The sequence below is a fragment of the Rhizobium sp. GR12 genome, assembly GCF_036596185.1.
In the GTDB taxonomy this organism is placed as follows: Bacteria; Pseudomonadota; Alphaproteobacteria; order Rhizobiales; family Rhizobiaceae; genus Agrobacterium; species Agrobacterium nepotum.
Window position 1 is genome coordinate 105,126 of sequence record NZ_JASXTH010000003.1, and the last position, 21,478, is coordinate 126,603.

The following is a 21,478-nucleotide window of genomic DNA, read 5'->3' on the forward strand; positions in this document are numbered from 1 at the left end:
GGCACAATAGCGAAGCACACAAAGAGGACAGATAATGAGTCGAAGTCAGAAAGAGAAAATGTTGGCCGGTGAACTGTACATGGCCATGGATCAGGAGCTTATTGCCGATCACCTGCGGGCGCAGGCGTTACTGGCGGATTTCAACGCGAGAACCCTTGAGGAGGATGCGGAACGGAAACAACTTCTGGGAGAGCTTCTGGGATACCTCGGAGAGGACGCATTTGTGAAGCCCATCTTGCGCTGCGATTACGGCTTCAATATCTCGATTGGGGCGCGAAGCTTCCTTAACTATGACTGCACACTGATTGATTGCAATACGATCACCATTGGCGAAGACGTGCAGATTGCACCGGGTGTTCACATCTATACCGCTACTCACCCGCTTGATGCGGAGACACGCAAAACGGGCGCAGAATTCGCGCTGCCGGTCAGGATCGGCAACGGGGTGTGGCTCGGCGGGCATGTCGTGGTCTGCCCGGGCGTCACGATCGGCGAAAACACAGTGGTTGGCGCGGGAAGCGTCGTCGTGAAGGACTTGCCCGCGAATGTTCTGGCAGTTGGAAATCCTGCGCGGGTAGTGCGGCATCTTTGACCCCGGCGTCGAACGCCGGTAAGACGCCGCACTAAATGGCGGATCAGGGACGAAGAGACGGCTGCGCTGCCTCGGTCGGATGAGAAGTCGCATCGGCGATCTCGCTATCCGCCCCGTGATCGGTCCAGGACGGCGGCACCCCGAAGGTCCCTGCAATCAACCCGCCAACACCAGGCGCCCTGCCGAACGCCGCACAGGCTTCCTCCTTGGGCTTTCCGCCCAAGGAAGATCGGATTCTCTGTCGGGAGGGAAGTTGAATATCCAGGCCGCTCCCCGCAGCACGCCCTTTGACAAGGAGGTTTGCAAACTGCGCGCTGAAGGGTCCGGCAAAGTTATAGGCATCCCCGATTTCGGAAACCCGTGGCATATTCGTGATCGAGTTGGCGCCTTTTGACCAGACCATCGCGGCGCGTTGTTGCCCGACCAGATCAACCGCTTCTACCTCCGCTGCCATTCCCCCCAGTCCCAGGGGCAGTCTCGGCACGCCGACCGGAAGAACCACCGAGGATCCCAGCGTTACAGCCGTGGACAGACCCGCGGCCACCTTTCCGGTCGGCACAATATCCGTGACGGTCGCATGAACGGTCAGGTCGGCGGTTTGGCCGGGTGGAACGATACGATATTTATCGCTCAGCGCAACGCACATCGTCCTGTCGATCGCATTGGCAACCAGGCGGGATTCCCCGGGGTGAGACAATCTTGATGATGCAGCCTCAGAGACAGTGGTCGGGACGAGACTAACCGTTGTCATTGCAGCAACTGAAGGGCCGTCCACGAAGGATCGGGATTTGCTTAAACGCCCCTGCCGGGGACCGAGATTGTCGTAGGTCGCCAGCGATCCGTTTTGCGTGAGTGGTACGGAACTACAGGAGGCGCCCCCCAGCAGCGCCGCGAGCGCGCAAAGATTAACCACGCCCCTCCGCGCCTGTCTCAGATAAGTTCTTTTTGACAATCCAGATTCCTTTGTCGCAACAAACTGCAGCGCTTGTACGCACTGCGGTTGAGGCCTCGAGAGACATGTCGTTGCAAAGATTGCCGGCCACGGGGCAGGCGTCTTTCGCATCCAAGCGTTATTTACGTCGCGACCTGCGATTCCGCGTGTTGCGATTTATGAAGATTTGTTGCTGGCAGGCCCGTTTCGTCCCGATGCGCAACAAAAGTTCGTATTATTCAAGAAGGCTCCAGGCGCCGCCTGTGCTATTTCACCGGGCAAATAGCAGGAGATACCCGCCGTGGATCAAAACAGGCTGGCAGCGAACGAAGCGCCAAACATCCTCATCGTCGAGGACGATAGTCAGATAGCGGACATGCTCCGCGCCAGTCTCGTTGAGCATGGCATGTTTGTTGATATTGCCGACAACGGCCTTGCAATGGATGCCAAGATGAAGCAGGTCCGCTTTGACCTTGTCGTGCTGGACATCATGCTGCCGGGGGAGGATGGACTGAGCATCTGCCGGCGGCTGCGATCGTCCGGGGATATTCCGATCCTGATGCTGACATCTGTCGCGGGCGATATCGATCGCGTCGTCGGGCTTGAACTGGGCGCCGACGACTACGTCACCAAGCCGTTCGTTCTTCGTGAACTGATCGCCAGGATCAAGGGGCTGCTACGCCGCGCACACGCCAGGTCGTCGAAGCCACGTTCGGAAGGCAGACGACTGCTTTGCTTTGATGGCTGGCAGGTCGATCCGGTCCGCCGTCAGGTGCATGATCCGAGCCGCGCGCGGATCGCAATGACGGCCAATGAATTCGACCTGCTCCTGGCGTTCTGCCGCAATTTCGGCCGCGTGCTCACGCGCGAGCAGCTCCTTGCGGTTACCCATCCTGGCCTTGCCGGCCCGGACGATCGAAGCATCGACGTCCATATCAGTCGTTTGCGCCAGAAAATGGAGGTCGATCCCCGCGATCCAATGCTCATCAAGACGGTCCGACTGGGCGGTTATATCTTCACGGCAACGGTGGAGGAACTCGATGGTTAGGAGTATGTCGTTTGCGGGAACGGTCCGGGGCCAGATCACGGTCCTCATTCTTCTGGCGCTCGTCACGGTCACCCTTGCAGGAGGGCCGCTTGAGCGCATGATGAACCGGGATTCTGCCATGCCGAGCCTCGAATACGCTTCCAGCCAGGTCGCCAGCCTCGCCCTCGTCATGCGCTCCGCCCCGGCCCCGGAACGTGACGCCATCCTTCGAAGCGCACGGGCCGCGGGACTCCAGCTGTCTCTTGCTCCCGCCTCGATGGCCGAACAATTCAAGCCATTGCCCGGTATTGGCGGCAAGCTGACTGCAATTGCGGATTTCCTGTTCCCGCCCGATGGCGAGCCCCCGATCGGCGGATGGCGGGCCTATCTGGCGGAGCATCGCGTGATTGCCGCCAAGGTCGATAGTGACACGCTGTTGCTGATGTTCGGGTTTCCCGAGGGGATTTTAACGCGCTCCCAGTTTGGCCAGGGCCTCTACTATTTTGTCGCCACAGTCGTGCTGATGATCTTCTTCTTTATCTTCGCCGTCACGACCATCACCCGCCCGATCAGGCGGCTTTCGGAAGCCGCTGCCCGACTGGACCTCAACGACGACAGCCATACCTTCCAGGAGCGGGGGCCGATCGAGATCGTGGCTCTTGCGAAGGCGCTGAACGCGATGCGAAGTCGCATCCGTCTTTTGGTGGCGGCAAGGACGAATATGCTGCGCGGGATCAGTCATGATCTCAGAACGCCTTTGACCAGGATAAGATTGCGCGCCGATCGCATGGCCGAGGGACCGCTTCGCGACGCTTTCCTGGTGGATGCTGACCGCATCGACCGGCTGCTCACGGAAAGTCTGAACTATCTTCGTGACGAATACGCCACCGAGCGTTTTGAACGGGTAGACGTGGCAAGCATCCTGCAAACCGTGTGCAGCGAATTTTTCGATGTGGGATTCCCCGTGAAATATCATGGCCCCAACAAGCTCGTCGCCCATTGTAGGCCGCTATCCATCACCCGCGCCGTGACCAATTTATGCGACAATGCGATCAAGTTCGGCACCTCGGTTGAGGTTCATCTGGCCGAAGATGAGAAGTGCTTCTCGATCTGCGTTGGCGACGATGGCCCCGGCATTCCTCAGGCACTTCATGAAAAGGTATTCGAACCCTTTTTCAAGGCCGACACCGCCCGCAATGACAAAGCGGGTTTTGGCCTTGGCCTGTCCGTTGTTGCGGAGGTCGTTCGCTCCCATCATGGCGCGATCGACCTTGAAGCGCGAACGCCCAAAGGCCTGATCGTGCGGATGCTTTTTCCAAAAACGACCGCGATCAGCCCGTCCTGAATTTTCATTTCACCACGTGTCCCCCGTTGCGATAGAACCCGCAGGAAACCAGCATGTCCAATCATTCAGTCAGGCTTGCGATTGTCGCAGGCGCCCTAGTCCTGTTGTCTGCATGTAGCGAAGAGCAATCTGCTGCCAACCCGCCCCGCCCAATCAAATACAGTGTCGCGAACGTAGTCCCGTCCGGTGAGGAAATAGTACAGACCGGAGAGATAAAACCACGTTTCGAAACGCCGATGAGCTTCCGTTTGAACGGACAGCTTGACTTTCGCGCGGAGATTGGAACATCGGTTCGTGCTGGCGACGTCGTGGCGCGCGTTGACAAGACACCGGCCGAAATCGGAATGCTGACGGCGCGCGCCGATCTGTCTACCGCAAAGGCGGGCCTCGACCTGGCGCAGGTGACAGCGGACCGCAATCGCGAACTCTTTGCAAAAAACATCACACCTAAAGCCCAGATGCAGGAGGCAGACGCCAATCTGGCGACCGCCAAGGCAAAGGTGGAGGCTGCGCAGGCGGCAGTTGCCAATGCCGGGCAGACGCTGGCCTATTCCGAATTGAAGGCCGGCCGCGACGGCGTCATCTCTGCTGCCGGCGCGAACGAAGGTCAGGTCGTGAGCGCGGGTCAGATGATCGTGACCCTTATTTCCGAGACCGAACGGGATGCTGTATTCGACATCCCGCAAAAATTGCTCGCCCTGAAATCGGAGGATCCGCAGGTCGAAGTCAAGTTGATATCGGACCCCGAGATCAAGGCGACCGGACGGGTTCGGGAGCTGACGCCTTCCGCAGATCCCTCGACGCGAACCTATCGTGCAAAAGTATCCCTTGATGAAGGCGCTGAACTCATGCCACTCGGCGCGGCCGTCACAGGTTACCTCAGGCTGTCCCCGAAGGACCTCGTTTCGCTGCCCGCCGCGGCTTTGACACAGGACAATGGGCAAACCGCTGTCTTTGTGTTCGACGCCACATCGAAGACGTTGAGATACAGGGATGTCCAGGTCGAACGATATACCGATGCGACGGTCATGATCAGCGAGGGACTTTCCGACGGAGACGTCGTTGCAACCGCTGGCGTGAGCAAGCTGCGAGCTGGCGAGACTGTTTCCCTCGATGAGGAGGCTTCCAAGTGACTGTCACCCCTTCCTTCGCAAAGTCCCGCTTCAATCTCTCCGCATGGACATTGAAGCATCAGTCGCTGGCCATTTTCCTGATGATCGCAACGGTTCTGGGCGGCGTTTGGAGCTACCAGCGCCTTTCGCGAAACGAGGATCCGCCCTTCACCATCAAGACAATGGTGGTCTCGGCGGCCTGGCCGGGGGCGAGCACCACGGATACGGTGAATCTTCTCACCGACAAGCTGGAAAAGAAGCTGTCCGAGACGCCTTATCTCGACTTCACCCAGAGCTATACCCGTGCGGGGCAATCTGTCGTGATGGTGAATCTGCGCGACAACGCGCCGCCGCAAGCCGTGCCGGACATCTGGTATGCGGTCCGCAAGAAGATCAACGACATTGTCCCCTCCCTGCCCGGCGGCGTCCAGGGGCCGTTTTTTGACGACGAATTCGGTGACACCTTTGGCAGCATCTACGCTTTCCAGGCGGATGGTTTCTCGTCCCCGGAACTGCGCGACCGCGTCGACCGGATTCGCGCAGAACTGCTGTCGCTGAAGGATGTCGGCAAGGTCAATCTGCTGGGGGTGCAGGAAGAAGAGATCGTCATCGAGTTCTCCTCGGCCAGACTCGCCAGCCTTGGCATTAATCCCTCGGCAGCGATCGATGCGATCCGGGCGCAGAACGCTGTCGTTCCGACCGGTGATGTGCGCACCGACGCGGAAAAGATTTCGCTGCGGGTCAGCGGTGCGTTTGCTTCGGAAAAAGGTCTTCATGACCTGACGTTTCAGGTTGATGGCCGATACATCCGTCTTGATGACATCGCCACTGTTTCGCGTCGCCTCGTCGATCCGCCGGCACCCAGCGTTCGCGTGAACGGCGAACCAGTTATCGGACTCGCCGTTTCAATGGCACAAGGCGGTAATCTCATTTCCTTTGGCGAAGCGCTGTCGACGAAGATGGCCGAAATCGGCCGGCAGCTTCCACACGGCATTGAGATCAGGCAGATCGCTGATCAGACGACGGTTGTCGAGGACGCCGTCGGCGGGTTCGTAAAGGTGCTGGTCGAGGCTATTGTCATCGTTCTGGTCGTTTCCTTCGTCTCTCTCGGTACCCGAGCAGGGCTGGTCATTACTGCATCCATCCCCCTCGTCCTTGCCATGACATTCTTCGGAATGGACATCGCGGGAATCGGTCTGCAACGCATCTCGTTGGGAGCCTTGATCATCGCGCTCGGCCTTCTGGTCGACGATGCCATGATTACGGTGGAAGCAATGGTGTCGCGGCTGGAACATGGCGACCCAAAGACGAAAGCGGCCACTTATGCCTACGAGACAACGGCTTTCCCGATGCTGACAGGCACGATGGTAATGATCGCAGGGTTTATTCCCGTCGGATTTGCGGCCTCCAGTGCCGGCGAATACACGTTTTCGCTTTTCATGGTGGTTCTGATCGCACTTGTCAGTTCCTGGATTGTTGCGGTCCTGTTTTCGCCGCTGCTGGGCATCTGGATCCTGCCTGACCGAATGAAACACGCCGACCACGCTGACAGCCGTGTCATGTCGGCATATCGCGGAATTCTCGGCTGGTCGCTGACCCAGCGCTGGGTCACACTGGCGATCGCGCTTGTGGCCTTCGCCTTGTCGCTATTCGGCGCGACAAGGCTCGAAGAGCAGTTCTTCCCGGCCTCCGACCGTCCCGAGCTCCTCGTCAGCCTTACCCTGCCGCAGAATGCCTCGCGTGAAGCGACGGACAGCCGCGCGCGCCAGCTCGAGGCGATCCTGAAAGCCGATCCTGACGTCGACCATTTCACGACCTATGTCGGTTCCGGCTCCATCCGCTTTTATCTGCCCATGGACGTGCTGCTTGAGAATGACAATGTCTCCGAAACGGTCGTCGTCACCAAAGGCGTTCATGAGCGTGATGCTGTGCGCAAGCGGCTGGAAGCGGCCTTTCATTCGGATTTCGGCGATATCGTGACCCGGGCATCACCGCTGGAGCTTGGTCCTCCGGTTGGTTGGCCGCTCAAGTTTCGTGTCCAGGGACCGGACCACAGGAGAGTGCGCGAATTGTCGCTGAAGGTTGCCAACGTTATTGGAGAGGATCCCCGCACGCGCGACATCAATCTGACGGCCGGAGAACCGCAACGGAGCGTCATCGTAACAGTCAATCAGGTCGAGGCACGCTCTTTGGGAATGAGTTCGGAATCCATAGCCGGCGAGATCGCCTCCATCTTCTCCGGGACGACGGCAACGACCGTGCGGGATGGCGATCGGCTTGTGAATGTCGTGGTCAAGGGGATTGAAGCCGACCGCACCTCGATTGCAACTTTGAGCAACGTCGAACTGCGGGCTTCGAACGGCGCCTCGGTGCCTTTGCGTCAGGTTGCAACAGTCGCCTATGGACTGGAGGATCCGATTATCTGGAGACGTCAGGGCAAGCCGATGATCACTGTTCAGGCGGACGTGGCGCAAGGTGTTCAGGCCGCAACTGTCACAGCGGCAGTCGAGGAAAAGCTCCACCAGCTGCGCGGCTCACTGCCGATGGGCTATTCCATCGACACCGGGGGTGTAGTCGAAGAATCGGAGAAGGGCACGTCCTCGGTGTTTGCGGTCATACCGGTCATGTTGACTGTCATTGTTGCTCTTCTCATGGTTCAGCTTCAAAGCTTCAGCCGCATGGGCCTGGCGATCCTGATGGCACCCTTCGGGCTGATCGGCGTTGTCGCCGCAATGCTGCCGACTGGAACGCCCATGGGCTTCGTCGCCCAGCTCGGCGTCATTGCGCTTGCAGGCATGATTATCCGCAACGTCGTCATTCTGATCCAGGAGGTGGATGACAATGTCGCCAGAGGTGAGAGCCCGTATAGCGCGATCGTTGCAGCCTCCATGCATCGCGCGCGTCCCATCGCACTGACGGCCTGTGCTGCAATATTGGGCATGATCCCGATCGCCGGTGAAATATTCTGGGGACCCATGGCCTATGCCATTATCGGCGGTCTTGCGGTTGCAACCGGGCTGACGCTGGTTCTGCTACCCTGCCTGATGTTGTGGCTTTTACGGGCGGAACAGGACAGGAGCAGGACGGCCGTCTCCGATCAGACGGCGACAACAAACGTCCCGGCAGAAGCCGGCTAGGCGACGATCATGGTATCAAAGGAGCGGCTGGAACATACAAGACCGGCCGCTTCAAGAATGGGGTCATCGAGCATGCCCGCGGCGGCGGCGGTCAAAGGTCTGCCCCGGCGCTGACCATGATTCCTCACCTTGAACATCCAGGCTCTTGATATCGGGATTCCTCCAGTCTCCCGACCGCCTTCGGTTTGGCCAGTTGCATCGTCTTTCACTCTGCTTGCTCTCTATCGACGGGCGGTCTCTGATTGAAGCAAATCCACAAGGGCCATTGGTCGATCCACCAGGGCGTCAGCGCCGCATCGTTCCAGTTCTTCGCGGGAGCCGTAACCCCACAGGACACCGATGCCGCGCAGGTTGTTGGCATGGGCTCCGATGATGTCGTATCGTCTGTCACCAACCATAACGCAATCGTGCGGATCGAGGTCGTTCTCTTTGAGAATGTACTGCAGCAGTTCAGGTTTGTGGTCCCTTCCTACGTCTGGAACCGCGCCGTGAACCCCCTGGAACAGGTCGGACAGGTCCAGATTATCGAGGATCTTGACAGCGAAGGCTTCCAGTTTCGACGTGGCGAGAAACAGGTCGGCTCCGGACTGGTTTAAGGCTTCCAGCATTTCACGGATATCGGGATAGAGTTCACTACGTGTATAACCGTCGGTTCCATAGTCTGCCCGGTACGCTTCAACCGCCACGTCGATCCTTGTGTCTCCGGTTGAGGCGAGAAGATAGCGCATGACATCCTGAATCGGCGGGCCGATGATCGAAGCAATGTCGAAATCTGCTGGCATCTCGTGACCGAGGAAGCGCAACGCAACGCGGCAACTGGACAATATGCCGTTCTTCGAATCGATCAGTGTGCCATCCAGGTCAAGGAAGACGGACTTATTTCTATGCATGTTTGCTCTACCTTGTCCTTCTGGTTCGTTTGGGGGTCGGCACGAGCGCACCGTTTCCTGAGGACGCTTTAACCGTCCGCACTTGGCGCGCGACGCAGAGTTGGACCTATTGCTGCGAGCGGTAGGATTCCATCAGGCGGTCGAGAAACACGAACAGCTTTTCGTTCATGCTGTCATAGTCGTTTGCGCGCAGGATGTCCGGCTGCTGAACGAACCGATGGTCCTTGAGGGTGGCCAGTTCGCGTTCCGACGCCGCGATAAGAAGATTGACGACCTCCAGCGTGAGCTCCATGTGGCACTGAAACCCGTAAACGATGTCGGAATATTCAACGATCTGACGCGGGCATCCTTCGCTGAACGCAATGATCCTGGCGTCATCAGTCAATCCTGGCATGTCGTTGTGCCAGTGACCAACATCCACTCGATCACCGAAATGCTCAAACTTTCGATTGCGCCGGCCATCGGCCGTCAGCGAGATTGGAAACTTTCCGATTTCCTTTTCAGGACTATGTTCGAACGTCGCCCCGAGGGCCTCCCCGATCAACTGGGAACCCAGACAGACGCCGATCACCGCCTTGCGGGCTTCCACACACTTCCGGATGACGGCTTGCTCTCCGGCAGAATCAAAATGGGGGCATTCTGCAATCGTTGTCGACGGATCCTGCGGGCCTCCCAGAACCACGAGGAGATCGATCCCATCGGCAGATGGCGGCAGTGGCTGTCCCTCGTAAACTCTCGAGTAGGAGGAGTGGTACCCGCGGCTTTCGATCCATGTCTCAAAGGCGCCTGGCGCTTCGAAGGCCTCATGCACGATAAAATGTACGTTCATGTCTTTTCCTGTCGTTTGTTCAATCAGTGGTCTCGGTTAGAAGAGGGTCGTTGGCAGGCTCCGTCCAGCCGTCAGGACTGACCGGCTTCCGGGGCAAAGCCCGGCCAGTACAGGCTATCGGGTGTCGGACGCTTGCCGAAGATTGCCTGACCGACCCGAACAACGTTTGCGCCCGCTTCGATTGCCTCCTCGAAATCCCCCGACATGCCCATGGAAAGTTCCGTAACCGCGGCATTACGCAGGACGGCTTGATCCCTAAGGCGACGCAGCAGCCGGAAGCAGGGACGGACCTTGTCCATGTCCTGGCTGAACAAAGCGAGTGTCATCAAGCCGCGCGGCCGCAACGCTTCAAACTGATCGAGCGTTTCGATGAAGGGCATGAGGGCGTCTGGATGCAGACCGAATTTGCTCTCCTCCCCCGATGTGTTTACCTGGACATAGACATCCAGCTGCCGGCCCTCGCGCTTGAGGCGCTTGTCGAGCAGATCGGCCAGCCGAAGGCTGTCAAGTGCGTGAAACTCGCGAGCAAAATGACAAAGATATTTTACCTTGTTGCTCTGGAGGTGGCCGACAATGCTCCAGTTGATGTCCATCTCGCCCAGCTCCGCCTTCTTGGACTGCGCTTCCTGGATCTTGTTTTCCCCGAAATCATGGATACCTGCAGCGAAGGCGTACCGGAGGATGTCTGCCGGCACTGTCTTGGTGATGGGCAGCAGCCTGACATCCGAGCGGTTGCGGCCGGACCTCTGGCAAGCCCTTACAATGCGCTCTTCGACGGCCGAGAGATTGACGCGGAACGTTGCTGCCGGGTCAGTACCAAACCGTTCTTCGTCTGCGATCATGACGGTCCTCTTTTCAGTTTGCGCTCGGCGGGCGGCCAGGCGCCTGGTGGGCCTTGCCCCGCGCGGCCCTTGCTTTACCACCCGTAATATGTCCAAACTGGACCTTTGTTAACGTCCAGTTGGCTTGATTTTAGGTGGTCCAGATAGATTTCGAATGACAAAAACCAGACCTATCCTGGGAGCAAAGCGCATCTACCAGACCCTCAAGGAGCAGATTACTGACGGGGTATTCGGAGACGGAGGCTCGCTCCCATCGTCACGCAGCCTTGCTGAAGAACTCGGGGTATCCAGAACGACTGTGACTGCGGCTTACGAGCAGTTGCAGGCTGAAGGCTTCGTAGAGGTACGGCAGGGCATGCGACCCAGGATCACGCGCACAGCTGGCACGGCTCCCCCAGTGATACCGCGAAATTCTGCTTCCGTGGCACCGCTGACGTTGTCGTCCTATGGCGAGCGCATTCAAACATGCGTGCCATGGTCAGCCGGCCCTTCGCGCCCGCTGATCGCGGACTTCCGGCACGGCAATCTGTCTGGAGACGATTTCCCGACGGCCGCGTGGAACCGGGCGATGCTGGGGGTGCTCCGCTCCAGGACGGCCACGCTGACCTATGCGGATCCCCGCGGTTCGCAACGGTTGCGGATGGCATTGCAGGGCTATCTCTGGCGCGCGAGGATGATCCGGTGCGATCTCGACCAGATCATTGTCGTCAACGGATCCCAGCAGGGTCTGGATCTCTGTGCGCGGCTTTTGCTGGACGAAGGCGATCGGTTTGTTATCGAGGATCCGTGCTACGAGATGGCCGCGCATGTCTTTTCATCGAGTGGCGCCGAAGCGGCCCCTGTTCGTGTCGACGCAGCAGGCATGGATACGGATCGTCTTGCGGGCATCGACGCGCGGCTTGCCTATGTGACACCCTCGCACCAGTTCCCGCTCGGGGGCGTCATGCCTGTCGCCCGGCGTTACCAGCTGCTCGAATGGGCGCAGTTCTCCGGCACATATATTATCGAGGACGATTACGACAGTGAGTTCCGATATGACATAAGCCCTGTCCCGCCGCTCTACGCTCTGGAGGACAATGTTTGCGTCATCTACTGCGGCACCATCTCGAAAACCCTGTCGCCAGGACTCCGTCTTGGTTACCTGGTGGTCCCTGCAGGTATGAGCGACGTCTTTGCAAAGGCAAAAATGCTCATGGATCGACACACGCCTGCCCCACAGCAGGAGGCCCTGGCAGAGTTGATCGAGAACGGAACGTATGAAGCCCATATCCGCCGGATCAGACGTCGCAATCGCGAACGCCGCGAGACGTTGCTGAACGCAATCATCCGCAGATTTGGAGACCGGGTCGCCATCGAAGGGGCCGACGCAGGGCTCCATCTGGTTGTTTGGCTGAAGGGTGTTCCCCTGGATAAGGAACCGAAAATACTGGAACGCGCCACGCAAATGGGCATCGGCCTTTATCCCATTTCCGCACTTTACTGTTCTAGGTCGCCATCCTTGCCCGACTGCGTTGGTCTCGTCATGGGATATTCCGCACTCGATGTAAGGAGCATTGAACGCGGCATCCATATCCTGTGGGACGCCGTCTGCGGCGTCTGACATAACAATGGCGAGGCCAAGCTCGTTTCGAGAACGATGAGTTGCGCGAAAAGTGCCAGCGGCAGGCCGCGGGAAGCCATTCATTTCGACGCTCATCCTAAAAACAGATGAAATCAATCTGATCTAATCATTTGAAGTTGGTCGAGGCGAGATTTAAGCTGAACGCTGATTACGATCCGGGCAGTCGGGAAACCTGCCAATCAAGGAGGCAGATGAAATGACCCGTACTCGCCGGCATAGATGCTGACCTCCCTGCAAACCTAGTTCTTCGGGATCCAGCATCCGATCGCTCAGGCTCCCATACGTCCTGCGTCCGCAGGCGTCGGCGACACCGACGCCCCAGGTGTGCCAGGTGGAGGATACAGCAACAGCGCGTGGTTTGAAGCAGATGCGAAGGTCACTCGGTCGGATGATCAGATCAAGCGACACGCGGATGCGCCGGGTCAAGTGTTAGCCCCTCGGACGCCCACGTTGTTGCTGCTACCACTGGACTACTATGATTTCATCACGGCCGTTATTCGGCTTTAGCAACATGGAGTGTCGCTATGAACTCGAATTCGATGGATAACGCCCTGGTTTGGGCCACCGAAAATGGCGCTATCCCCGGCCTTGTAGCAATGGCAGCGACTGGCGGCGAGGTCATTTATCAAAGCGCATTCGGCAAACGCGATCTGTCGAAAAATACGCCGATGACAATTGATAGCGTATTCTGGATCGCGTCGATGACCAAGGCCGTGACGGCCGCGGCTGCGATGCAACTGGTTGATCAAAACAAGCTCCAGCTCGATACGCCGATTGGCGAGGTGCTTCCGGATTTGGCGGCACCGCAGGTCCTCGAAGGATTCGATGAATCAGGTGCGCCGAAACTGCGGCCGGCGAAGCGTCCAATCACGTTGCGCATGTTACTGACCCATACAGCCGGCTTCTGCTACGACATGTGGAACGGCGACATGGTGAGTTACCTGGAGAAGACCGGTACGCCGGGCATCATCAGTTGCCAGAACGCGGCATTGACGACCCCCATCGTGAGCGATCCAGGAACGCGTTGGGAATACGGCACCAATATCGATTTCGTCGGTAAGGCCATCGAAGCCGTCAGCGGTGATACGCTTCGGGCCTACTTGCGTGACAATATATTGCTGCCGCTCGACATGGGCGATACGGATTTCAGGATCGGTACGGCACAACGCGAGCGGTTAGTGGGAATGCACACGCGCGGTCAAGACGGACTGATGGCGCCGATAGCGTTCGAGCTTGAGCAAAGTCCGGAGTTCGAAATGGGCGGAGGCGGGCTATATAGCACGGCCGTCGACTACATCAAGTTCACGCAGATGATCCTGAACAAAGGGAGCTGCAACGGTCATCAACTCCTGAAACCCGACACCGTCGCTATGATGGGTCAAAACCAGATTGGCGATATGGAGGTGCGCAAGCTCGTCTCGGCTGTCGCCTTTGCGACCAACGACGTCGATTTCTATCCCGGAATGTCGAAGAAGTGGGGATTCAGTTTCATGATCAACACAGCCACCACTCCGGAGGGTCGCAGCGCCGGATCGTTGGCTTGGGCCGGTCTTGCAAATACCTATTACTGGATCGATCCGGTGCGCGACATTTCCGGCGTCGTTCTGATGCAGCTTTTGCCTTTCGCGGACACTGAATGCCTCAACACCTATGCGGCGTTCGAACGCAGCGTCTATTCGCAACTGAAGGGTCGAAAACCGTCGTAAGGCTGTTGCGTTCAAGTAAGCGGCGAATTCACGCCGAAGGATGGCCGGCTGAGGTGACAGGTCGGCAGGAGTGTGCGCCGACGCACTTCCGACCCTTCAGGCAGGACGCTTTTTCCCACGCGTCGCATTCTCTTCGCGGAGCTTGGCGACCCATCTCTTTCTTGAAACGTGATTCTGGGACGATTCCCATTTATCGGAATCATGCTTGAAAGCCTGTTGATATTCATCGTGAGTTTATGACGACTGCTGTGATTTTTTGCTGTCAAGACTGTCTCAAACCATGCTGCGTTCGCCGACCTCGAGCTTCTGTCCGGCGGCGATTTCCGACTCGACGGCCTCAAGTTCATGAACCAGTGTCGCCATGAGCTCGGTGGCAGGCATGGCGCGCGCAAGCGGAGCGCCCTGCCCGGCCCACTGCGCCCCAAAACCGTGTTCGTTCCTTGCTTTTGCAGCGGCGTGCAGAGCCTTTCCGGCATCGTAAGCGATCGGGTAGTCAGGCGGGAGTAGGTCGGAAATCTCCTGTAGTGCCGTGAAGCGGTTCAAAAGCGCGCGGGCGGGCCTGCCGGAAATCAGCCGTGTCAGTCGCGTGTGATGGGCACCCGGTCCTGTCAGGGCTTTTCGATAAGCCTCATCAGCACTTGATTCCGGACACGCGACAAAAACGGTGCCGAGCTGAGCTGCGATTGCACCAAGCCGAAGTGCCGCCGCAATTCCCCCTCCGTCCATGATGCCGCCGGCCGCGATCACAGGCAATCTGCCTTCGTGGGCCAGAAGCCTCACAAGGGCAAAAGTACCCAAACCGTCATCCGGTAACGAGGGGTCGAAGACGCCGCGATGCCCCCCCGCCTCAATGCCTTGCGCCACGATCCCATCTACGCCGGCCTTTTCGACCTGACGTGCCTCGTCAGGACTGGTGGCGGTCGCAAGCAGTGTCGTTCCATTCGCCTTCAGGGCTCGGATAGCCTCATCCGATGGTAGCCCGAAATGGAAGCTGACCACGGGCGGCCTCGTTTCAAGCAACATCGACAGCATGTCGATGTCCTCGGCGAAGCTCTTATAGATGGTGCGTAGAGATTTCGGAGGCTCTGCTCCGAACTCTGCAAACAATGGTCCCAGCCATTCGAGCCACGCCGCCTCGCGCACCGGATCGGTGGTCGGCGTGTCGTGCACGAATAAATTGACATTAAAGGGCCGATCCGTCCGCGAACGCAACTCCTCGATCATCGCCCTTGCGCCGGTGGCATCGGTTGCTCCAACGCCGATCGACCCTAGCCCTCCAGCGTTCGAGACCTCCGCCGCCAAGGCAGGCGTTGAAACGCCCGCCATAGGCGCCTGAATGATCGGAATCGTGATTCCTAGCTTGTCCAACATCGTCTTTTCCTCATGCCGCTAACAATTCGTCAGTGGGGCCAAAAAATTCATAATGAATGCGGTCAACGGAGATCCCCGCTCGCGTCAAACCCAAAACAAAGAAGCGCAGGAATGGCCGAGGGCCGCAGATGCAGCCAGAGCATGGACCTGCGTCCCACTCTTCTGGTTAGATTGATTGAACAGCGCGGCGATCTTGGCGTCCTCGAACAGCCGCCGGTACACGGCCGCAGTGATCACTGCGCCGTGCACATCGAGGGCGGGTATCGTGGCTTTCACGATCGAAATTGTCTCTTGTGAAAGCATTTTTGCATTTGATCCTCCGGAGCCTAAGGCATCGACGTCGGGACTAGCCAACGGCGATCCGAATTCTTTATTTAAGAAACTATATTGACTTGATTTCTCCGAATGAGAATACATGTCTCTAACAATTGCGCAATGGAGAATTTGCAATGGACCTCGCATCCCTCGCGATGTTTCGCACAGTGGCCAAGGAACAGAGCGTCAGTCGCGCTGCCGAACTCCTCGGCAGAGTTCCTTCGAACGTCACCACACGCATTCAGCAGCTCGAGGCTGAAATCGGTGTCCCGCTGTTCCAGCGAGACAAGAAGGGAATGGCGCTGACCTCACAAGGACGGGCCTATCTCGACTACGCCGACCGTATCCTGAACTTGGCCGACGAGGCTCAGCAGGTTGTCAATCCGACAGGCCCGACGGGCGTGTTGCGGATAGGATCGATGGAATGCACGGTCGCCAGCCGGCTCCCTGTTCCACTTGCCGAATACAATAGGAAATGGCCTGAGGTCACGATCGACCTGTCGACGGCTCCGACCCGGCAGCTTATCGATTCACTGCTCGCGCACCGCATCGACTGCGCCTTGATCGCTGTACCCTCGGGGGAATGGTGGCTGGGGGCAAGCGAAATTGACAGGGTCCCGGTCTTTCGGGAGGAACTGGTGCTTCTTCTTCCCCCCGGACATACGGAGGTGCACCACCCCGACGATCTTAAGACAAAGTCGCTTGCCGCGTTCGCGCCCGGGTGCACCTACCGGATGCTCGCGGAGGAATGGCTGACGAGCTCCGGAACCCGCCCTGCACGTTTTGCGATCCAGGATGTTCGATCCTATCACGCGATGTTCGCCTGTACGGCTGCTGGCTCCTGCATCAGCATCATGCCGCGCACAGTGCTGGATCTGATACGCCATACGGCTGCCGTTGTCGAAAAACCGTTGATGACGGTCGATACATATCTTGCTTGCCGGCCGGGCTTTGCGACACCGGCCTTCGTAGAGTTTCGCGATGCGCTCGCCCGGTTCTCGGACATCAAGGACCAAACCGATGCGGCAGTCTGAGACACGCGCGACCTTTGCCGCGGCTCTAGTGCTGGTCGTCGGCATGGGTTTCGGACGTTTCGCCTTCACCGGTCTTTATCCGCTCATGGTCGCTGACCAGCAGATAACGGTCGAGGGCGGTTCATATGCGGCTTCCGCCAACTATGCCGGCTATCTGGTCGGCGCACTTTTCGCCGCCCTGCTTACAGGCATTTCCAACCGAAGATTGTGCACGTTCGCCGTAGTGACGACGGTTGCGAGCCTGGCAGTGCTGGCACTGCCGATTCCGGAGTGGCTGATCATTGCCGTGCGCGGGTTCTCCGGAGTCTCGAGCGCATTCGCAATGGTGGCCGCGTCGAACTGGCTGATCCACGAGCGCAAGCATCATCACGGCGCTCCGGCGCTCTTCGCCGGCGTCGGGATCGGCATTCTCGTCTCGGCGGAAATGATCGCGATCGGCCATTTGGCATCCTTATCGAGCCATGCGCTCTGGCTGGTGCTCGCACTCGGCGCGCTAGCTCTGATGGTGGTTTCGATCATCATGTTGGGCTCTGCGGATCGCCTGAAGCCGGCGCCGGTGGCCTCCCATAGCGACCCCAAAGTACCGCCCCGGCTCCTTTCGGTCCGACGAGGCTGATCCTCATCTATGGGCTCGCCGGACTAGGGTACATCATCACCGCCACCTATCTGCCGCTCCTTGTCCGCAGCGCCATCTCAGTCGACCCTGTGCATATCTGGGCAGTATTTGGTCTGGGTGCGGTACCGTCATGTTTCGTTTGGCATGCGTTGCACGAAAGACTGGGAACCCGACGAAGCCTCATTGGCAATCTGGCGCTGCAGGCGGTCGGCGTGGTGCTGCCTGTCTGGCATACACCGGCGGCCTATATTCTCAGTGCTGTTTTGGTCGGTGCAACATTCATGGGAACCGTCACCATCGCCATGCCGGCGGCCCGGAGGGTGGCCGCAAAGGTTCGCTTTAACATGTCGGCGATCATGACGGCATCTTACGGTGTAGGACAGATCATCGGCCCTCTCATGGCCAACGCTCTCCATGCAAGGACAGGCAGCTTTGATCTCCCGCTGATGCTGGCAGCCTCCGCCTTGATGCTTGCGGCGTGCTTATGCATAGGCAGGGCCAACAACGAAAGCCCGCAGGAACATTTCCCGGATGATCGGCAGATGGTTCACAAGCTGGGGAAGCGATAGCCCGTTCGCGTTATAGCAAACGAGCAGCCAGATGCACGGTTCACGCTCCACGTGATGATCGCTCTTACCTGTTTTGCGGTTCCTACGCTTGCTGCAATTGTCTGACCGTCTCCGGCCTTGTCGGCTGAGGCCGGGAATGCGCCTCAGAGGCCACCGTCATGAACGTCTGAAGCGCCGCAGAAAGATATTCGTCGCTACGCGTAATGAACACGGTCGGCGCCGACCGCAGATGGTCAGGAAGCTGGTGTATGATCACCCGTCCGTCGGCCGCCGCCGCCTGGACCACACCCCGAGGCAACATGGCCACTCCGACCCCGGCTGCAACGCAGCCGATGATCCCGTCCATTGTTCCGAGCTCCATCCAGCGCACATTCGTTACACCACATGCCGCCAGGAACGTGTCCATGCGTCGGCGATAGGAACAGCCCGATCGAAAGGCGAGGACCTTCAGGGCCGGCGATGCAGCCAGTGCCTTCAGATCCGTAAGCTCGTGAACCCGCGGCGACGAGATGACAACAAGCTCCTCTTCGATGATCGCCAGGCTCTGCAGTTCGGGATGAGCGATGGGCCCGGAAACGAACGCGCCATCCAGTTTGCGTGCGACAACGTCGCTGACGAGCTGTTCGGTTGGTGCAGCCTCCATCAGGACGTCGACTTCCGAATATTCTTCGGCATAGCGGATCAGGATTGGCGGAAGGCGAAGCGCTGCTGTGGTCTCCATTGAACCGATCCTCAGCAAACCGCTCGGCGTACTGCGGTCCGTGACGACGCGCTTGGCTTCCTCCAGAAGCTCTCCGACGCGCTCGGCATAGGGCACGAGCTGAATGCCGGTGGCCGTCAGCGTAACCCCTCGCCTCGAGCGGTGAAAAAGCGGCGCGCCGATTTCTTCCTCAAGCGATTTTATTCGTGCGGTGACGTTGGATTGGACGGTGTGCAGCACCTCGGCCGCGCCACCCATACTGTTTGCTCTCACCACCGCCTGAAAAAACTTGAGATCGACGCTGTTCATCAGCCATCTCCTTTTCTGATGGAAAACATCAGATCTAATCGTTTGTCATTGGTCAAGCGTCACAATAGCGTCAAAGAAAAATTAATCGGGAACATTCCTCCAACTGGGAGCAGCACGATGACGATACGAACGCGTCTGACAAAATTTTTTAATATTGAGCACCCGATCATCCTGGCACCGATGACCCCGGCGGCGGGTGGCGCACTTGCTTCGACCGTCGCCGATGCTGGCGGTTTGGGTCTTTTGGGCGGAGGCTATGCTGATCGTCCGTGGTACGAGGCGGAGTCTCCGCTGATCACCAACGAACGCGTTGGCTGCGGGTTCATTACATGGGCGGTTGAGCACGATCTTGATCTGTTTGACCGAGCGCTTGCGGAGCGTCCATCCGCGATGATGCTGTCCTTTTCCGATCCCGCTCGGCTCGCAGCCCGCGTCAAGCAGGCAGGTGTCCCGCTGATCTGCATGATCCACACGCTCGAACATGCCCGACGTGCGGTAGACGTTGGCGCCGACGTTCTCGTCGTTCAGGGGACAGAGGCCGGCGGCCACGGTCTGGTCGCGCGCTCGACCATGCCCTTCGTTCCATCGGTGGTGGATCTTGTGGCTAAGATTGCGCCGTCCGTCATTGTCGTGGCCGCTGGCGGCATTGCCGACGGCAGGGGCCTTGCCGCTTCGCTGATGCTCGGAGCAGACGGGGTCCTGATGGGAACGAGGTTCTGGGCTACGCGCGAGTCGCTCATCCATCCGGCAGCCAAGGACAAGGTTGTCGTCGCCTCCGGCGACGAGACAATCCGGACGTCAGTTTACGACATCGTCCGTCAGAAGGCATGGCCCGTCGGCTATACCGGCCGGCTCCTCAAAAACGGCTTCATCGACAAATGGCATGGCCGCGAGGAAGAGCTGCGTACGCTGCACACCGAAGAGTTGTCGAAGGTTGAGGCCGCTTGGGCGTCGGGGGACTACGACACGGCCAACGTGACCGTCGGCGAGGCGGTGGGCCTTATCAATGATCTGCCCTCGGCAAAGGACGTCGTCCGCCGAACAGTGCGCGAGGCAAGCGAAAGACTTGGCCTCTACGCATTCGATCAGCGCGTCGCGAGCTGAATTGCCGCGGCCCAAATTAAAGGGCCGACCAATTTCAAAAACATAAAAAGGGGACTGCAGCATGCAACAGCTACAGGAAAGGGACGATTCTGTCCGCACACCAGGCATCTGGACCGTTGTTCTCGCATCAAGCGCCGGCACGGTTATTGAATGGTACGACTTCTACCTCTACGGAAGCCTGGCAATTTTTTTCTCGACGCTCTTCTACCCGGCCAATGAGCCGACGGCAGCCGTTCTGATCAGCGTCGCGACCTTCGCCACGGGTTTTGTCGTACGCCCGTTGGGAGCCCTGCTGTTTGGCAGCCTCGGCGATCGCTTCGGGCGCAAAAGCACGTTTTTGATGACACTCATTTTGATGGGCGTTGCGACCGCACTTGTCGGCATCCTGCCAACCTTTGAGACTGCGGGCTATTTCGCGCCGATCGCTCTCGTCGTTCTGCGGCTCATCCAGGGACTGGCGATTGGCGGGGAATACGGCGGCGCCGCCGTTTACGTTGCGGAACACGCGCCCGAAAATAGACGTGGCTTCTTTACGAGCTTTATCCAGACAACGGCAACCGTCGGCTTTTTCCTCGCGATTGTTGTCGTTCTGACGTGCCGGCTGTGGCTCGGCGAAGACCTCTTCAAGCAATGGGGTTGGAGAATTCCGTTCCTGCTGTCATCGGTTTTGATCGGGCTGTCGCTCTATCTGCGCCTCAAACTGAGCGAATCCCCCGTGTTCGAGGAGCTTCGCAAAGGCGGAAAGACGGCAAAGAACCCGATCCGAGAGAGTTTCGCAACCGGTCATGGTGTGCGTTACGCCGCCTTCGCACTCTTCGGGGCAACTGCCGGCCTCGGATGCGTGTGGTATACGGGACAGTTCTATGCCCTTTACTTCCTGCAGAGCGTACTGAAGCTGGACTTCCTGACAGCAAACCTTTGTCTTGCCGCCGCTTTGGTAATCGGAACGCCGCTCATCGTTTTCTTCGGTGCCTTGTCAGATCGGATTGGCCGCCGCAAGTTGATCGTGACAGGCTTCGTTCTTGCAGCGGTGTTTTATGTTCCGATCTATCAGGGCATCGCGGCCGCCGTCGCTGCGCAGAACTTCGTTCTGGTCACAGCACTCATCGTCGCCCAACTCGTCTTCGTCGGTCTCGTCTACGGACCGATGGCAGCGTTTCTGGTCGAGCTCTTTCCGGCGAAATTGCGCTACACCTCCCTCTCGCTGCCCTATCACATCGGAACAGGCGTGTTTGGCGGATTTGTTCCCCTCATCAGCCTGTCCCTGGTTGCCTACACGGGCAACATCTATGCGGGGCTCGCCTATCCCATTGCGATCGCGATCATGAGCGCGGCCGTAAATGTGCTCTGCTTCCCTCGTGCCCTGGCTGGAGAGCGTGAACCTGCCGCAACTGGCCTGCCGATAAAGGCAAACTGAATGTTCAAGGG

The 21,478-nt window shown here is 58.6% G+C and carries 19 protein-coding genes; 12 read left to right on the forward strand and 7 right to left on the reverse strand.

Annotation, left to right across the window (positions count from 1 at the left end):
• The first annotated feature begins 34 nt into the window (after positions 1-34).
• Complete coding sequence (locus QSK43_RS06330) at positions 35-592, forward strand: sugar O-acetyltransferase (protein WP_332302723.1); 558 nt, start codon at positions 35-37, stop codon at positions 590-592.
• A 43-nt stretch (positions 593-635) separates the two neighbouring features.
• On the opposite strand, the gene QSK43_RS06335 is transcribed toward QSK43_RS06330, so the two are convergent.
• The gene (locus tag QSK43_RS06335) at positions 636-1,655 is read right to left on the reverse strand and encodes a DUF3313 domain-containing protein (RefSeq protein ID WP_332302724.1); all 1,020 of its coding nucleotides are present in this window, start codon (positions 1,653-1,655) and stop codon (positions 636-638) included.
• Positions 1,656-1,824: 169 nt separating this feature from the next.
• Here QSK43_RS06335 and QSK43_RS06340 point away from each other — a divergent pair, with 169 nt between their 5' ends.
• The 4 genes from QSK43_RS06340 to QSK43_RS06355 are packed head-to-tail and all read left to right on the forward strand — an operon-like array spanning position 1,825 to position 8,144.
• Positions 1,825-2,571 carry a response regulator transcription factor gene (locus QSK43_RS06340; RefSeq protein WP_332302725.1) on the forward strand — a complete coding sequence of 249 codons (747 nt, stop codon included), beginning with the start codon at positions 1,825-1,827 and terminating at the stop codon, positions 2,569-2,571.
• Entirely contained in the window at positions 2,564-3,895 is a 1,332-nt protein-coding gene (locus QSK43_RS06345) for an ATP-binding protein (protein WP_332302726.1), read from the forward strand. The genes QSK43_RS06340 and QSK43_RS06345 overlap by 8 nt, the downstream gene beginning before the upstream one ends.
• Positions 3,896-3,948: 53 nt before the next feature.
• Positions 3,949-5,028, forward strand: a complete 1,080-nt coding sequence (locus QSK43_RS06350) for an efflux RND transporter periplasmic adaptor subunit (protein WP_332302727.1) — start codon at positions 3,949-3,951, stop codon at positions 5,026-5,028.
• Entirely contained in the window at positions 5,025-8,144 is a 3,120-nt protein-coding gene (locus tag QSK43_RS06355; RefSeq protein ID WP_332302728.1) for an efflux RND transporter permease subunit, read from the forward strand. The genes QSK43_RS06350 and QSK43_RS06355 overlap by 4 nt, the downstream gene beginning before the upstream one ends.
• 221 nt (positions 8,145-8,365) lie before the next feature.
• Here the strand turns inward: QSK43_RS06355 and QSK43_RS06360 are convergent, their stop codons facing one another.
• The 3 genes from QSK43_RS06360 to QSK43_RS06370 form a co-directional block, all read right to left on the reverse strand.
• Positions 8,366-9,034 carry an HAD hydrolase-like protein gene (locus QSK43_RS06360; RefSeq protein ID WP_332302729.1) on the reverse strand — a complete coding sequence of 223 codons (669 nt, stop codon included), beginning with the start codon at positions 9,032-9,034 and terminating at the stop codon, positions 8,366-8,368.
• A gap of 106 nt (positions 9,035-9,140) precedes the next feature.
• Positions 9,141-9,863 carry a type 1 glutamine amidotransferase gene (locus QSK43_RS06365; RefSeq protein ID WP_332302730.1) on the reverse strand — a complete coding sequence of 241 codons (723 nt, stop codon included), beginning with the start codon at positions 9,861-9,863 and terminating at the stop codon, positions 9,141-9,143.
• Positions 9,864-9,934: 71 nt separating this feature from the next.
• Entirely contained in the window at positions 9,935-10,705 is a 771-nt protein-coding gene (locus QSK43_RS06370) for a YggS family pyridoxal phosphate-dependent enzyme (RefSeq protein WP_332302731.1), read from the reverse strand.
• Positions 10,706-10,859: 154 nt separating this feature from the next.
• Between QSK43_RS06370 and pdxR the strand changes: the two genes are divergently transcribed.
• Positions 10,860-12,305: a MocR-like pyridoxine biosynthesis transcription factor PdxR gene (pdxR, locus tag QSK43_RS06375; RefSeq protein ID WP_332302732.1), complete on the forward strand. Its 1,446-nt coding sequence runs from the start codon at positions 10,860-10,862 to the stop codon at positions 12,303-12,305.
• A 545-nt stretch (positions 12,306-12,850) separates the two neighbouring features.
• Positions 12,851-14,032, forward strand: a complete 1,182-nt coding sequence (locus tag QSK43_RS06380) for a serine hydrolase domain-containing protein (protein WP_332302733.1) — start codon at positions 12,851-12,853, stop codon at positions 14,030-14,032.
• A gap of 273 nt (positions 14,033-14,305) precedes the next feature.
• On the opposite strand, the gene QSK43_RS06385 is transcribed toward QSK43_RS06380, so the two are convergent.
• Positions 14,306-15,403, reverse strand: a complete 1,098-nt coding sequence (locus tag QSK43_RS06385; RefSeq protein ID WP_332302734.1) for an NAD(P)H-dependent flavin oxidoreductase — start codon at positions 15,401-15,403, stop codon at positions 14,306-14,308.
• A gap of 84 nt (positions 15,404-15,487) precedes the next feature.
• On the reverse strand, positions 15,488-15,820 hold the full coding sequence (locus QSK43_RS06390) for a hypothetical protein (protein ID WP_332302735.1): 333 nt from the start codon (positions 15,818-15,820) through the stop codon (positions 15,488-15,490).
• A 32-nt stretch (positions 15,821-15,852) separates the two neighbouring features.
• On the opposite strand from QSK43_RS06390, the gene QSK43_RS06395 reads away from it, so the two are divergent.
• Genes QSK43_RS06395 through QSK43_RS06405 form a run of 3 tightly spaced genes read left to right on the forward strand, consistent with a single transcriptional unit; the run spans position 15,853 to position 17,937 of the window.
• Entirely contained in the window at positions 15,853-16,752 is a 900-nt protein-coding gene (locus QSK43_RS06395) for a LysR family transcriptional regulator (RefSeq protein WP_332302736.1), read from the forward strand.
• On the forward strand, positions 16,739-17,368 hold the full coding sequence (locus QSK43_RS06400) for a YbfB/YjiJ family MFS transporter (RefSeq protein ID WP_332302737.1): 630 nt from the start codon (positions 16,739-16,741) through the stop codon (positions 17,366-17,368). Before QSK43_RS06395 ends, QSK43_RS06400 begins: the two co-directional genes overlap by 14 nt.
• 35 nt (positions 17,369-17,403) lie before the next feature.
• Entirely contained in the window at positions 17,404-17,937 is a 534-nt protein-coding gene (locus QSK43_RS06405; protein WP_332302973.1) for a YbfB/YjiJ family MFS transporter, read from the forward strand.
• Positions 17,938-18,019: 82 nt separating this feature from the next.
• On the opposite strand, the gene QSK43_RS06410 is transcribed toward QSK43_RS06405, so the two are convergent.
• Entirely contained in the window at positions 18,020-18,946 is a 927-nt protein-coding gene (locus QSK43_RS06410) for a LysR family transcriptional regulator (protein ID WP_332302738.1), read from the reverse strand.
• A 117-nt stretch (positions 18,947-19,063) separates the two neighbouring features.
• Here QSK43_RS06410 and QSK43_RS06415 point away from each other — a divergent pair, with 117 nt between their 5' ends.
• The gene (locus tag QSK43_RS06415) at positions 19,064-20,050 is read left to right on the forward strand and encodes an NAD(P)H-dependent flavin oxidoreductase (protein WP_332302739.1); all 987 of its coding nucleotides are present in this window, start codon (positions 19,064-19,066) and stop codon (positions 20,048-20,050) included.
• Positions 20,051-20,111: 61 nt separating this feature from the next.
• Positions 20,112-21,467 (forward strand): MFS transporter, encoded by a 1,356-nt coding sequence (locus tag QSK43_RS06420; protein ID WP_332302740.1) that lies wholly within the window; start codon positions 20,112-20,114, stop codon positions 21,465-21,467.
• Positions 21,468-21,478 lie beyond the last annotated feature (11 nt).

Excerpts from the sequence above, each read along its gene's own strand:
- QSK43_RS06330 (WP_332302723.1), top strand. The coding sequence starts at position 35 with ATGAGTCGAAGTCAGAAAGAGAAAATGTTGGCCGGTGAACTGTACATG.
- QSK43_RS06335 (WP_332302724.1), bottom strand. The coding sequence starts at position 1,655 with ATGCGAAAGACGCCTGCCCCGTGGCCGGCAATCTTTGCAACGACATGT.
- QSK43_RS06345 (WP_332302726.1), top strand. The coding sequence starts at position 2,564 with ATGGTTAGGAGTATGTCGTTTGCGGGAACGGTCCGGGGCCAGATCACG.
- QSK43_RS06350 (WP_332302727.1), top strand. The coding sequence starts at position 3,949 with ATGTCCAATCATTCAGTCAGGCTTGCGATTGTCGCAGGCGCCCTAGTC.
- QSK43_RS06360 (WP_332302729.1), bottom strand. The coding sequence starts at position 9,034 with ATGCATAGAAATAAGTCCGTCTTCCTTGACCTGGATGGCACACTGATC.
- QSK43_RS06365 (WP_332302730.1), bottom strand. The coding sequence starts at position 9,863 with ATGAACGTACATTTTATCGTGCATGAGGCCTTCGAAGCGCCAGGCGCC.
- QSK43_RS06370 (WP_332302731.1), bottom strand. The coding sequence starts at position 10,705 with ATGATCGCAGACGAAGAACGGTTTGGTACTGACCCGGCAGCAACGTTC.
- pdxR (WP_332302732.1), top strand. The coding sequence starts at position 10,860 with ATGACAAAAACCAGACCTATCCTGGGAGCAAAGCGCATCTACCAGACC.
- QSK43_RS06380 (WP_332302733.1), top strand. The coding sequence starts at position 12,851 with ATGAACTCGAATTCGATGGATAACGCCCTGGTTTGGGCCACCGAAAAT.
- QSK43_RS06385 (WP_332302734.1), bottom strand. The coding sequence starts at position 15,403 with ATGTTGGACAAGCTAGGAATCACGATTCCGATCATTCAGGCGCCTATG.
- QSK43_RS06390 (WP_332302735.1), bottom strand. The coding sequence starts at position 15,820 with ATGTATTCTCATTCGGAGAAATCAAGTCAATATAGTTTCTTAAATAAA.
- QSK43_RS06395 (WP_332302736.1), top strand. The coding sequence starts at position 15,853 with ATGGACCTCGCATCCCTCGCGATGTTTCGCACAGTGGCCAAGGAACAG.
- QSK43_RS06400 (WP_332302737.1), top strand. The coding sequence starts at position 16,739 with ATGCGGCAGTCTGAGACACGCGCGACCTTTGCCGCGGCTCTAGTGCTG.
- QSK43_RS06410 (WP_332302738.1), bottom strand. The coding sequence starts at position 18,946 with ATGAACAGCGTCGATCTCAAGTTTTTTCAGGCGGTGGTGAGAGCAAAC.
- QSK43_RS06415 (WP_332302739.1), top strand. The coding sequence starts at position 19,064 with ATGACGATACGAACGCGTCTGACAAAATTTTTTAATATTGAGCACCCG.
- QSK43_RS06420 (WP_332302740.1), top strand. The coding sequence starts at position 20,112 with ATGCAACAGCTACAGGAAAGGGACGATTCTGTCCGCACACCAGGCATC.